The organism is Pandoraea aquatica (assembly GCF_902459565.1).
Taxonomy (GTDB): domain Bacteria; phylum Pseudomonadota; class Gammaproteobacteria; order Burkholderiales; family Burkholderiaceae; genus Pandoraea; species Pandoraea aquatica.
In genome coordinates this window covers 259,623-271,659 of sequence record NZ_CABPSN010000002.1, presented here as the reverse complement: position 1 = coordinate 271,659, position 12,037 = coordinate 259,623, and the positions used below count along the sequence as shown (strand labels likewise).

The window sequence follows — 12,037 nt, the reverse complement described above, 5'->3', positions numbered from 1 at the left end:
CGTTATATTCGCTGCGATGCTGCGCCGCCGCATTGCCTCGCTACTCCACCTTCATGCCCGTCAACTCCGGTCTGCCGGGCGGATACGTCAGCTTCAGCTCGCTCAGCGCTTGCACCAGCAACTCTGCCACCATCAGATTACGGTGGCGTTTTGAGTCGGAAGGGACGATATACCACGGTGCGTGTTCCGTCGAGGTCGCCGATAAAGCCGCCTCGTAGGCCTTTGTGTATTGCGGCCAGAAGCTGCGTTCCTTGAGGTCGCCCAGCTCGAATTTCCAGTGCTTGTTCGGATCGTCGATGCGCTCCTGGAGCCGCTTGCGCTGCTCCTCCGACGAGATGTGCAGGAAGCACTTGATGATGTGCGTGTTGTTGTCGACGAGCAGCTGCTCGAAGTTGTTGATGTGCGTGTAGCGGCGCTTGCACTCGTCCGCATCGATCCAGTCGTGCACGCGCGTGATGAGCACGTCTTCGTAATGGCTGCGGTTGAAGATCGCCAGCTCGCCCGCCGCCGGTACGACCATGTGAACGCGCCAGAGGAAGTCGCGCGCCAGTTCGATGGGCGTGGGCGATTTGAAGTTGGCCACGCGGATGCCCAGCGGATCGACGTTCTGGAACACCGCGCGAATGGTGCCGTCCTTGCCGCTGGTATCCATGCCCTGAAGCACCAGCAGCACACGATGTTTGCTGTTGGCGTGCAGGATCGTCTGCAGTTCGTCGAGTTTGAGCGCCAGCTCGGCCAGACGCGTCTTGTCGTCTTCCTTGTTGTCGCCGGAGAACGGCTTGTCGGCAGGGTCGAAGCTTGAGAGGTCCAGTTTCTTGCCGAGCGGTACGCGGTATTTCTCGAACATCGCCAACTCCTGCGTGAAAAGTTAGTTGGCAGTATGGCGCAAATTGCGGGGGGCACAAAAAAAGGGCGCGGTGCCGATCCGGCTACCGCGCCCTTCCTTTCACGTACGGCGTCGAGATCCGTCACCGGCAGCGTGCGCTACCGGCAAATCTCATCGGTTCGTTGACTGGCTTACCTGCTAACCCAGTTACGCGCCGAGCTTCTTCTTGAGCAGCTCGTTGACCTGCGCCGGGTTGGCCTTGCCCTTCGTGGCCTTCATCGCCTGACCGACCAGCGCGTTGAACGCCTTCTCCTTGCCCGCGCGGAATTCCTCGACGGACTTGGCATTCGCCGCCAGCACTTCGTCGATGATCTTCTCGATCGCGCCCGTGTCGGTGATCTGCTTGAGGCCCTTCGCTTCGATGATGCGGTCGGCGGCCCCCTCGTCGGTCGCGCGCTCTTCCCACATCAGCTGGAAGACTTCCTTGGCGATCTTGTTGGAGATCGTGTTGTCCGCAATACGGGCGAGCAGACCGGCGAGTTGTGCGCTTGACACCGGGCTGGCATCGATGGCGATGTCTTCGCGGTTCAGCAGCGACGACAGTTCGCCCATGATCCAGTTAGCGGCCGGCTTGGCGCTCGCCTTGCCTGCCTTGGCGACCACTGCTTCGAAGTAAGCGGCCTGCGCCTTCGATTGCGTAAGCACGGCGGCGTCGTAATCCGACAGACCGTACGCCTCGACGAAGCGCGCCTGCATACCCGCCGGCAGTTCCGGCAACGATGCGCGCACACGCTCGACCCACTCGCTATCGATCACGAGCGGCATCAGGTCCGGGTCCGGGAAGTAACGGTAGTCGTGCGCGTCTTCCTTGCTGCGCATCGAACGCGTTTCCTTCTTGTCCGGATCGTACAGACGCGTTTCCTGCACCACCGTGCCGCCGTCTTCGATCAGTTCGATCTGACGACGCACTTCATACTGAATCGCCTCTTCGAGGAAGCGGAACGAGTTCAGGTTCTTGATTTCGGCGCGCGTGCCGAACTCCTTCTGACCGACCGGGCGCACAGACACGTTGGCGTCGCAACGGAACGAGCCTTCCTGCATGTTGCCGTCGCAGATACCGAGCCACACGACCAGACCGTGCAGCGCCTTCGCGTACGCCACGGCTTCGGCTGCGCTGCGCATTTCCGGCTCCGTCACGATTTCGAGCAGCGGCGTGCCGGCACGGTTCAGGTCGATACCGGTCATGCCCGCGAAGTCTTCGTGCAGCGACTTGCCCGCGTCTTCCTCAAGGTGAGCGCGCGTGAGCGTGACGACCTTCTCATAGGCCTCACGGCCGGTGCGCGGGTCGGCTTCGACCTGGATCTTCATCGATCCGCCCTGCACCACCGGAATTTCGTACTGGCTGATCTGATAGCCCTTGGGCAGATCGGGGTAGAAGTAATTCTTGCGCGCGAAGATGCTACGCGGCGCAATCGTCGCCCCAATCGCGAGACCGAACTCGATCGCACGCTCGACCGCGCCGCGATTGAGCACGGGCAGCACGCCCGGCAGCGCCAGATCCACAGGGCAGGCCTGCGTGTTGGGGGCCGCGCCGAACTGCGTCGATGCGCCCGAGAAAATCTTGGAAGCGGTGGAGAGCTGCGTGTGCGTCTCCAGACCAATAACGACTTCCCATTGCATAAGGTTCACCCTTGTCTCAACTTGTCGGCACGGCGCATGTCGCCCTGCCTTTGCTGCCACCCGTCTCTCAGGTCTTCCCGAGAAGCGGTGCGGCCTGTTCCTGTTCGTCGATGCCTGCCAGCGCTGGCCACGTCAAATATGGCTTATCTGCGCGTGCCGCGTGCGCACGAGCCCGACTGCGGATCGAAGCTCACCGGCCATGCGTTGTCATAGACATCGCCCGTGCAATACGCCTCGCAGTTCGCGTGGCCGATCGTCACGTTGCCCGGGTCCTGCCAGATGAGCAGCTTGCAGCTGCCGCTGTTCGCGCGCAGCTCGATGCTCGGCTTCCACTGCGTCTGGTGAAAGTTCGCCAGATTGAAATGGCAACTGCCACGGCTGCCGACCCACAGACGCCAGTCCAGCGCCTGCACCGCATTGCCCTGCACTTTGAGCGTCGCCTGTTCGCGAAAGCCGTCTTCGTCGGTCTGCGAGCAGTAGCCCGCGAGGTTGATCTCTCTATAGGCGATGGGGGTCGGGCGCGAGAAGGGCAGCGAGCACGATGCAAGCGTCAGCACCATACCGGCCAGCATCAGCCCGCGGGAGACGAGCGACGCCGTGCGTGCGCCGGTCGGAGCGAGCGATGTCGTGTCGCGTTGCATGCGCTGGCGGCTCATGATCAGACGCCCGTCGGTGCGCGCTTGTGCCAGTCGGTCGCGCGCTGGAACGCGTCGGCCACTTGCAGCAGGCGGGCTTCGTCGAAGTAGTTGCCGATCATTTGCAGGCCGACCGGGCGCGCGTTGCGGCCCGGGCCAACCGGCAGGCTCATGCCCGGCAGACCGGCCAGACTCACCGACAGCGTGTAGATGTCGGCCAGATACATCTGCACCGGATCGGCGCTCTTCTCGCCGAGGTTCCACGCCACGGACGGCGCGACCGGGCCCATGATCACGTCGCACTGCGCGAACGCGTTCTGGAAGTCCTGCGCGATCAGGCGGCGAATCTTCTGCGCTTGCAGATAGTAAGCGTCGTAGTAGCCGTGCGAGAGCACGTACGTCCCGACCAGAATGCGGCGCTTGACCTCGGTGCCGAAGCCTTCGGCACGCGACTTCTTGTACATGTCGAGCAGATCGCGGTACTCGGCGGCGCGATGGCCGAAGCGCACACCGTCGAAACGCGACAGGTTCGACGAGGCTTCTGCCGGGGCGAGCACGTAGTACACGGGGATCGAGAGTTCCGTCTTCGGCAGCGACACCGGCACGCGCACAGCACCCAGCTTCTCGAACTCGGCGAGCGCGTTGTCGATCGACTCGCGCACGTCGGCGTCCAGACCCTCACCGAAGTACTCGGCAGGCAGGCCGATGCGCAGACCGGCCAGCGGCTTGTCGGCGGTGGCACCGTCGAGCGGCTTGCCCAGACCCCGTGCGAAGTCTTCGTCCGCACGTTCGAGACTGGTCGAATCGCGGGCGTCGAAGCCCGCCATGCCGTTGAGCAGCCATGCGCAGTCCGCCGCGCTGTGGCCGAACGGGCCGCCCTGATCGAGCGACGAGGCGAACGCGATCATGCCGTAGCGCGACACGCGGCCGTACGTCGGCTTGATGCCGGTGACGCCGCAGAACGCGGCCGGCTGACGAATCGAGCCACCGGTGTCGGTGCCGGTCGCCACCGGTGCGAGGCGCGCGGCAACTGCGGCGGCCGAACCACCCGACGAACCGCCCGGCACGGCGAGCTTGTCCCACGGGTTCTTGACCGGACCGTAGTAGGAGTTTTCGTTCGACGAGCCCATGGCGAACTCGTCCATATTGGTCTTGCCGAGCGTGACCATGCCGGCGTTCGAGAGACGCTCGACGACGGCAGCGTCGTACGGGCTCTCGTAGCCTTTGAGCATGCGCGAGCCGGCGGTGCTGTGCCAGCCGCGCGTGACGAACACGTCCTTGTGTGCGACGGGAATGCCCAGCAGCGGCTGGTTCGCGCCGTCGCCGGCTGCGATGCGGGCGTCGGCCGCGCGTGCTTGTGCCATGCTGGCTTCGGCGTTGACTTGCACAAAGGCGTTCAGATCGGCGGCACCGGCGATGCGGTCCAGATAGTGCTGCGTCAGCTCGACGCTCGAGACGCGCTTGGCGTCGAGCGCGGCGCGCAAATCCTGCAAATGAATCAGATCTTGTTCCATGATGGCGGCTTGACTGGGTAGCGCATGAAGGCGGAAGGCATGAAGCCCCGGGTGCGTGAGACGCGGATGTCCTCTCGGACAGCGCTCACGTCTCGCGCGGGACTCACTCGATGACCTTCGGCACCAGATAGAGGCCGTCCTGCACGGCAGGTGCCGGACGCTGATTCGCCTCGCGATCGACCAGCTCCGTCACCGCATCGGTGCGCAGACGCTGAGCGACTTCCTGAATTTGTTCGATGGGATGCGCGAGCGGTGCAACGCCCGTCGTATCGACCGACTGCATCTGTTCGACGAGCGCGAAGAAGCCGTTGAGCTCCTTTTCCATGTGAGCCGCCTCGTCATCGGCCAGCTCGAGACGCGCGAGATGAGCGATGCGTTTGACGTCTGAGAGATTCAAAGCCATGAAGAAATCCCAAAAAAATGCGCATTGGAGAGCAGCCGAATGCACGCCTGCCGCCAAAATTAGGGGCAGAATGCGGAGAATCTGCGGACGAGGTCGCACTCGTTCGCCGTTTTACTCCGTGCACTGCACTGCGCAGGACGTCGGACACGCCGCACCGTGAGGCTCCCGGCGAGTTTGCCCCGGGGGTCGAATGTGGCGTCAACGTGCTCGTTTTTCCTGCAAAACCTGCGAAATTATAAGGTATCATTGCGCATTAAATTTGCGTCGGAGCGTGTTTTTGCACCCTCCGCCGCTGTCGCGCAGGTGGGCCACGGCCAGTCCGGGGGGCGCGACAGACGATCGCGCAGTCCAGTGGAAGACCCTGACGCGACGGATTTTTTAACGGCAGCCCCGCCTCCTGCCCGGTACCGCATTCCTCGGTTTGTCCGCACGTTTCGCGAGCCGCCGCGTGGCGCCTGGCGATTTTTTTGCGAACAGGCCGGAACCCAGACGACAGGCAGCCGTCCCAGTCAAACGCATTGGGCGGCCTCACGCAAACACAGGATTTTGCATGTTCGGTTTTCTTCGCAGCTATTTCTCCAACGACCTGGCCATTGACCTGGGCACGGCCAACACCCTGATCTATATGCGCGGCAAGGGCGTCGTTCTCGACGAACCTTCGGTTGTCGCCATTCGTCAGGAAGGCGGCCCGAGCGGTAAGAAGACGATTCAGGCCGTCGGTAAAGAAGCCAAGCAGATGCTCGGCAAGGTGCCGGGCAACATCGAGGCGATCCGCCCGATGAAGGACGGCGTGATCGCCGACTTCACCGTGACCGAGCAGATGATCAAACAGTTCATCAAGATGGCTCACGAGTCGCGTCTGTTCTCGCCGTCGCCGCGCATCATCATCTGCGTGCCGTGCGGTTCGACCCAGGTCGAGCGTCGCGCCATCAAGGAAGCCGCACACGGTGCCGGTGCCTCGCAGGTGTACCTGATCGAAGAGCCGATGGCCGCTGCCATCGGTGCCGGTCTGCCGGTCTCGGAAGCCACGGGCTCGATGGTCGTCGACATCGGCGGCGGCACGACCGAAGTGGGCGTGATCTCGCTGGGCGGCATCGTCTATAAGGGTTCGGTGCGCGTCGGTGGCGACAAGTTCGACGAAGCCATCGTCAACTACATCCGCCGCAACTACGGCATGCTGATCGGCGAACAGACCGCCGAAGCGATCAAGAAGGAAATCGGCTCGGCCTTCCCGGGTTCGGAAGTCAAGGAAATGGAAGTCAAGGGTCGCAACCTCTCGGAAGGGATTCCGCGCGCCTTCACCATCTCCAGCAACGAAATCCTCGAAGCCCTGACCGATCCGCTCAACCAGATCGTGTCGTCGGTGAAGATCGCACTGGAACAGACGCCGCCCGAACTGGGCGCAGACATCGCCGAGCGCGGCATGATGCTCACGGGCGGCGGCGCGCTGCTGCGTGATCTGGACCGTCTGCTCGCCGAAGAAACCGGCCTGCCCGTGCTCGTCGCCGAAGACCCGCTCACCTGCGTGGTGCGCGGCTCGGGCATGGCGCTCGAGCGCATGGACAAGCTCGGCAGCATCTTCTCCTACGAGTAAGCCAACGTGCGAGGTTCGTCGTCCGGCGCGGTGGGGCATTCCCTTGCACACCTCGCCCGGCACGGCAGACCGCGCAGCAAGATCTTGCGCACGAAGCCGGGCGTCACGCCGCTTGTCACGTCACTTCGTCGCGCCCGACTGACACCACTCGCGCACCGCAGCGTCTCGCTGCGCGTGCTTCCCTGAAGGGCCCACCATGCAGTACAGTCCGCCGCCACTGTTCAAACAGGGACCGTCGGCGTTGGCCCGGCTGATCTGTTTCGTCGCGCTCGCCATCGGCCTGCTCGTGGTCGACTCGCACTACAACACGCTGGAGCGGGTGCGAACCGTCGTCGGCACCGCCCTCTATCCCGTGCAACGCATGATGCTGTTGCCGCGCGACGCCATTCTTGGCGTAGCGGGTTTCTTCTCGACCGAATCGCAGCTCACCACCGAAAACGGCACGCTGCGCGCGCGCAATCTCGAACTCTCCGTGCAGGCTCAGCGCAATAACCAGTTGGTCGCCGAGAACGAACATCTGCGCCAGATGCTGGCCCTGCGCGAGCGTCTGCCCGTGCCGAGCATTCCGGCGGAAATCGAATACGACACGCGCGATCCGTTCACGCAACGTGTGGTCATCGATCGCGGCACGCAGCACGGCGTCAAGCTCGGCGCGCCGGTCGTCACCGAACAAGGCCTGCTCGGTCAGGTCTCGCGCGTGTTCCTGATGCAAAGCGAAGTCACGCTGCTGACCGACAAGGAACAGGCCGTGCCGGTGCAGGTCACCCGCAGCGGCGTGCATAGCGTGATCTACGGCGGCCTGCGTGGCGACGTGCTCGATCTGCGCTTCATTCCGCTGTCGGCCGACGTGAAGGTCGGCGACGAAATCGCCACCAGCGGTCTGGACGGTGTCTACCCCGCCGGTCTGCCGGTCGCACGCATCACCAAGGTCGACCGGGTCTCGGATACCGCGTTTGCGCGCATTCTGTGTCAGCCGGTGGCCAATCTGCGCAGCCAGCGTCAGGTGCTGGTCCTGCAATACACCACGCCGCTGGCGCTGCATCCGGACGCCGCGGCCGATCTCGCACGCGCCTCCGATCCGTCGGCCAGTGGCGCGAAACCCGCGCCGAAGGGCGGCACGCGCGCCGATCCGAAGCTCGCGCCGGGCGCCCGCAAGGGTCATTGAGGAATTCACATGCCACGACCGCAATACATCCTGCTGCCGGTCAATCCGTACTTCATCGCGCTCAGCCTCGTGGTGGCGTTTCTGGTGAACCTGATGCCGTGGGGGCACGCCCCCGCCATGCCCGACTTCGTCGCGCTGGTGCTGATGTTCTGGAACATCCACCAGCCGCGCAAGGTCGGCATGGGCGTGGCGTTTCTCGTCGGGTTGCTCATGGACGTGCACAACGCCGGGCTGTTGGGTGAGCATGCGCTCGCTTACACGCTGCTGTCGTACGGTGCGATCATGATTCACCGCCGCGTTCTGTTCTTCACGCTGCTCGGTCAGGCGCTCACGGTACTGCCGTTGCTGCTGCTCGCGCACGTGGTGCCGTTCATCATTCGTCTGGCGACCGGCGCAGCATTTCCGGGCTGGTGGCCGCTCGCGGCCAGCTTCGTGGAAGCTGTGCTCTGGCCGGTGATCAGTATCTTGCTGCTGGCACCGCAGAAACGCGCCGTCGACCGCGACGATACGCGTCCGATCTGACGGGCTTGCCCGCCCTCAGATCGCACCTACGAGCCCCGCCCAGCCAGCATGACCGAGTTCAAGAATCCCCAGCAACAACTGCAGACGTTTCACCTGCGGGTAACGGCGGCCGCGTTTTTCGTGCTGATTTGCTTCAGCCTGCTCGCGGTGCGTTTCGTCTATCTGCAAGTTTTCCGTCACAACCAGTACGCCCTGCAAGCCGACGAAAATCGCGTCTCGCTTGCGCCCATCGTGCCTAACCGTGGCGTGATCATGGATCGCAACGGCGTGGTGCTCGCGCGCAACTATTCCGCCTACACGCTGGAAATCACGCCGTCGAAAATCGGCCGTCCGCTCGAAGACCTCGTCACCGATCTGTCGGACGTGATCGAGATCACGCCGCGCGACCGCGCCCGCTTCAAGAAGCTGATGGACGACAGCAAGAGCTTCGAGAGCCTGCCGATCCGCACGCGACTGACCGACGAGGAAGTCGCCCGCTTCACCGCCCAGCGTTTCCGCTTCCCCGGCGTGGACGTGCACGCGCGCCTGTTCCGTCAATATCCGCTCGGCGAGACGGCCGCACACGTGATCGGTTATATCGGCCGGATTTCACAGCGTGATCGTCAGCGTATCGACGCGATGAGCGAAGAGAACGACAGCGACAGCGCCAAGTACGACATCCGCCGCGACGTCAACAACTACAAGGGCACCGATTACATCGGCAAGATCGGCGTCGAGCAAAGCTACGAGACGCAGCTCCACGGCATCACCGGCTTCGAGGAAATCGAAGTGACCGCCGGGGGCCGTCCGGTGCGCACGATCTCGCGCACGCCGGCCACGCCGGGCGACAACCTCGTGCTGTCCATCGACATCAAGCTCCAGCAGGTGGCCGAGCAGGCCTTCGCCGGACGCCGCGGTGCAGTCGTCGCCATCGAACCGAAGACCGGCGACGTGCTGGCCTTCGTGTCCGCACCGAGCTTCGACCCGAACCTGTTCGTCGAAGGCATCGACCAGCAGAACTGGGATGCGCTGAACACCTCGGCCGACCGGCCACTGCTCAATCGTCCGCTGCGCGGCACCTATCCGATCGGCTCGACGTACAAGCCGTTCATGGCGCTCGCCGCACTCGAACTCGGCAAGCGCACGACGAACTGGGGTTTCCAGGACACGGGCTCGTTCACGCTGGGCAACCACACGTTCCGCAACGACGTGCGCAACGGTCAGGGCTGGATCGACATGTACCGCTCGATCGTGGTCTCGAACGACACGTATTACTACATGCTCGCGCACGATCTGGGCGTGAACGCCATTCACGACTTCATGGCACCGCTCGGCTTCGGTCAGTTGACGGGCATCGACATCGAAGGCGAAGCGCGCGGCATCCTGCCGTCGACAGAATGGAAGCGCAAGGCCTACAAGAAACCAGCACAGCAGAAATGGTACGACGGCGAGACGATCAGTCTGGGTATCGGACAGGGCTACAACTCGTTCACGATCCTGCAACTCGCGCACGCCACGGCCACGCTGGCCAACAACGGCGTGGTGATGAAGCCCCACCTGGTGAAGGCGGTCGAGGATCCCGTCTCGCATGCACGTCAGCTCACCGTGCCGCATGAGAGCGCGCGACTGCCGTACAAGCAGGCGGACATCGACTTCGTCAAACGGGCGATGGTCGGCGTGATCAAGGAAGGCACGGGACGTCAGGCATTCGCCGGCGCGCCGTACGATGCGGGTGGCAAGACGGGCACGGCGCAGGTGTACTCGCTCGGCAAGAACGAGAAGTACAACCACAACGCGATTCCGGAGTTCAAGCGCGACCACGCGCTGTTCATCGCCTTCGCCCCGGCAGAAGATCCGAAGATCGCCATTGCGCTGATCGTCGAGAACGCCGGTTGGGGCGGCGCGCAGGCCGGCCCGGTGGCGCGACGTCTGCTCGACTACTACCTGATCGACGAACCGAAGGAGCGTGCGGCCGAAGCCGCTGCGCTGCAAGCCGCCGCCTCGGGCGCGGGTGCCGCGTCGGCCGTGTCTGCCGCACCGGACGCACCGCCGGCCAGCGCCGCCGAACTCGACCGCACCGCAGGGGCCACGACGACGGTGTCGCGTGTCGCACCGGGCGCATCGGGCGCCGCCGCCAATGCGGCCCCGCGCGCAGCAGGCGGCAAGGCATCGGCCCCGGCAGCAGCCCCTGCGACACCTCAGACGCCGCCGCCACAGCAAAAGCCCGCCGTGAGCCCGACCGTCGCCGACGAAGCCCGTCACCGTGCCGCGATCCGCGCACAGCGTGGGCAAGGAGGAACGCCATGATGGCGCTCGACAAACATACGTGGAAAGAGCAGGTCAAGCGCCTGTTCGCCGCCTTCGACAAGCCGCTCGCGCTGATCGTCTTCCTGCTGCTGTGCGTCGGACTGGTCACGCTCTACAGCGCCAGTATCGACGTGCCCGGCCGCGTCGAAGACCAGATCCGCAACATCGTGCTGACCTTCATCCTGATGTGGGTGCTGGCGATGCTGCCCACTCAGACCCTCATGAAGTTCGCCGTGCCGCTCTATACCGCAGGCGTGGCGCTGCTCATTGCGGTGGCGATGTTCGGTCTGACGAAGAAGGGCGCGAAGCGCTGGCTGAACGTCGGGATGGTGATCCAGCCGTCCGAAATCATGAAGATCGCCATGCCGCTCATGCTGGCGTGGTACTTCCAGAAGCGCGAAGGCAACATTCGCTGGTTCGACTATCTGGCGGCCATCGCGCTGCTCGGCGTGCCCGTCGGGCTGATTGCGAAGCAGCCCGACCTCGGCACGGGTCTGCTCGTGGCGGCGGCGGGTCTGTATGTCATCTATCTGGCCGGATTGTCGTGGAAGCTGATTTTGCCGGTGCTCATCGCCGGTGTGATCGGTATCGGCACGATCCTCGCGCTGGAAGACAAGATCTGCCAGCCGGACGTCGAATGGCACATCCTGCACGACTACCAGAAGCACCGCGTTTGCACGCTGCTGGACCCGACGTCCGACCCGCTCGGCAAGGGCTTCCACACGATTCAGTCGGTGATTGCCATCGGCTCCGGCGGTACGACCGGTAAGGGCTGGCTCAAGGGCACGCAGGCTCACCTCGAATTCATTCCCGAGAAGCACACCGACTTCATCTTCGCCGTGTTCGCCGAGGAGTTCGGTCTGATCGGCGAAGGCGTGCTGATTCTGCTGTATCTGCTGCTGGTCGCACGCGGCCTGATGATCGCAGCGAGCGGTGCGACGCTGTTCGGCCGATTGCTGGCCGGGGCCGTCACCATGATCTTCTTCACCTATGCCTTCGTGAACATGGGCATGGTGAGCGGCATTTTGCCGGTGGTCGGCGTGCCGTTGCCGTTCATGAGCTACGGGGGCACGGCGCTGGTGACGCTCGGCCTCGGGGTCGGCATTCTCATGAGCGTGGCGCGCGAGAAGCGGCTCATGCAGAGTTAGCGTCGCCCATCGCCTTCGGCACATCGACGCATCACCCGCAAAACGGCAGAGCCTACGCTCTGCCGTTTTTGCATTGAGCGGAAGCTTTCGTCGATTTCAATGAGCGAAACATAGGATTCGGCTTAGTCAAAATCCGATACAAACGAGGCTTAAACGAAACGTACGTGCATTCGCCGAGTTTGTGACACCCATCGAGAGACGTAGTCCGGCAGGCGTCATGCACACAACCGAAGGAGAACTTCGCGATGAGCATGAACATCTCGC

10 protein-coding genes are annotated in these 12,037 nt (G+C 63.7%); 5 read left to right on the top strand and 5 right to left on the bottom strand.

Going from position 1 to position 12,037, the window contains the following annotated elements; translation table 11 throughout:
- Nucleotides 1-40: 40 nt before the first annotated feature.
- From PAQ31011_RS06675 to gatC, 5 genes are all read right to left on the bottom strand, one after another.
- Nucleotides 41-847 carry a polyphosphate kinase 2 family protein gene (locus PAQ31011_RS06675; RefSeq protein WP_150575099.1) on the bottom strand — a complete coding sequence of 269 codons (807 nt, stop codon included), beginning with the start codon at nucleotides 845-847 and terminating at the stop codon, nucleotides 41-43.
- Nucleotides 848-1,033: 186 nt separating this feature from the next.
- The gene (gatB, locus tag PAQ31011_RS06670; protein WP_150575781.1) at nucleotides 1,034-2,506 is read right to left on the bottom strand and encodes an Asp-tRNA(Asn)/Glu-tRNA(Gln) amidotransferase subunit GatB; all 1,473 of its coding nucleotides are present in this window, start codon (nucleotides 2,504-2,506) and stop codon (nucleotides 1,034-1,036) included.
- A 143-nt stretch (nucleotides 2,507-2,649) separates the two neighbouring features.
- The gene (locus tag PAQ31011_RS06665) at nucleotides 2,650-3,078 is read right to left on the bottom strand and encodes a hypothetical protein (protein WP_246179478.1); all 429 of its coding nucleotides are present in this window, start codon (nucleotides 3,076-3,078) and stop codon (nucleotides 2,650-2,652) included.
- An 86-nt stretch (nucleotides 3,079-3,164) separates the two neighbouring features.
- The gene (gene gatA, locus PAQ31011_RS06660; RefSeq protein WP_150575098.1) at nucleotides 3,165-4,655 is read right to left on the bottom strand and encodes an Asp-tRNA(Asn)/Glu-tRNA(Gln) amidotransferase subunit GatA; all 1,491 of its coding nucleotides are present in this window, start codon (nucleotides 4,653-4,655) and stop codon (nucleotides 3,165-3,167) included.
- 103 nt (nucleotides 4,656-4,758) lie between these two features.
- Nucleotides 4,759-5,058, bottom strand: a complete 300-nt coding sequence (gatC, locus tag PAQ31011_RS06655; protein ID WP_039394713.1) for an Asp-tRNA(Asn)/Glu-tRNA(Gln) amidotransferase subunit GatC — start codon at nucleotides 5,056-5,058, stop codon at nucleotides 4,759-4,761.
- A 550-nt stretch (nucleotides 5,059-5,608) separates the two neighbouring features.
- On the opposite strand from gatC, the gene PAQ31011_RS06650 reads away from it, so the two are divergent.
- The 5 genes from PAQ31011_RS06650 to rodA all read left to right on the top strand — a co-directional run bounded on the left by PAQ31011_RS06650 (nucleotide 5,609) and on the right by rodA (nucleotide 11,773).
- Nucleotides 5,609-6,652 (top strand): rod shape-determining protein, encoded by a 1,044-nt coding sequence (locus PAQ31011_RS06650; protein ID WP_010805637.1) that lies wholly within the window; start codon nucleotides 5,609-5,611, stop codon nucleotides 6,650-6,652.
- 196 nt (nucleotides 6,653-6,848) lie between these two features.
- A complete protein-coding gene (mreC, locus tag PAQ31011_RS06645) occupies nucleotides 6,849-7,817 on the top strand; it encodes a rod shape-determining protein MreC (protein ID WP_150575097.1) in 969 nt (322 codons plus the stop codon).
- Nucleotides 7,818-7,826: 9 nt separating this feature from the next.
- Entirely contained in the window at nucleotides 7,827-8,339 is a 513-nt protein-coding gene (mreD, locus tag PAQ31011_RS06640) for a rod shape-determining protein MreD (protein ID WP_039394706.1), read from the top strand.
- 48 nt (nucleotides 8,340-8,387) lie between these two features.
- A complete protein-coding gene (gene mrdA / locus PAQ31011_RS06635; protein ID WP_150575096.1) occupies nucleotides 8,388-10,625 on the top strand; it encodes a penicillin-binding protein 2 in 2,238 nt (745 codons plus the stop codon).
- Nucleotides 10,625-11,773, top strand: a complete 1,149-nt coding sequence (gene rodA / locus PAQ31011_RS06630; RefSeq protein WP_039401937.1) for a rod shape-determining protein RodA — start codon at nucleotides 10,625-10,627, stop codon at nucleotides 11,771-11,773. The genes mrdA and rodA overlap by 1 nt, the downstream gene beginning before the upstream one ends.
- Nucleotides 11,774-12,037: the final 264 nt, after the last annotated feature.

Excerpts from the sequence above, each read along its gene's own strand:
- PAQ31011_RS06675 (WP_150575099.1), bottom strand. The coding sequence starts at position 847 with ATGTTCGAGAAATACCGCGTACCGCTCGGCAAGAAACTGGACCTCTCA.
- gatB (WP_150575781.1), bottom strand. The coding sequence starts at position 2,506 with ATGCAATGGGAAGTCGTTATTGGTCTGGAGACGCACACGCAGCTCTCC.
- PAQ31011_RS06665 (WP_246179478.1), bottom strand. The coding sequence starts at position 3,078 with ATGCTGGCCGGTATGGTGCTGACGCTTGCATCGTGCTCGCTGCCCTTC.
- gatA (WP_150575098.1), bottom strand. The coding sequence starts at position 4,655 with ATGGAACAAGATCTGATTCATTTGCAGGATTTGCGCGCCGCGCTCGAC.
- gatC (WP_039394713.1), bottom strand. The coding sequence starts at position 5,058 with ATGGCTTTGAATCTCTCAGACGTCAAACGCATCGCTCATCTCGCGCGT.
- PAQ31011_RS06650 (WP_010805637.1), top strand. The coding sequence starts at position 5,609 with ATGTTCGGTTTTCTTCGCAGCTATTTCTCCAACGACCTGGCCATTGAC.
- mreC (WP_150575097.1), top strand. The coding sequence starts at position 6,849 with ATGCAGTACAGTCCGCCGCCACTGTTCAAACAGGGACCGTCGGCGTTG.
- mreD (WP_039394706.1), top strand. The coding sequence starts at position 7,827 with ATGCCACGACCGCAATACATCCTGCTGCCGGTCAATCCGTACTTCATC.
- mrdA (WP_150575096.1), top strand. The coding sequence starts at position 8,388 with ATGACCGAGTTCAAGAATCCCCAGCAACAACTGCAGACGTTTCACCTG.
- rodA (WP_039401937.1), top strand. The coding sequence starts at position 10,625 with ATGGCGCTCGACAAACATACGTGGAAAGAGCAGGTCAAGCGCCTGTTC.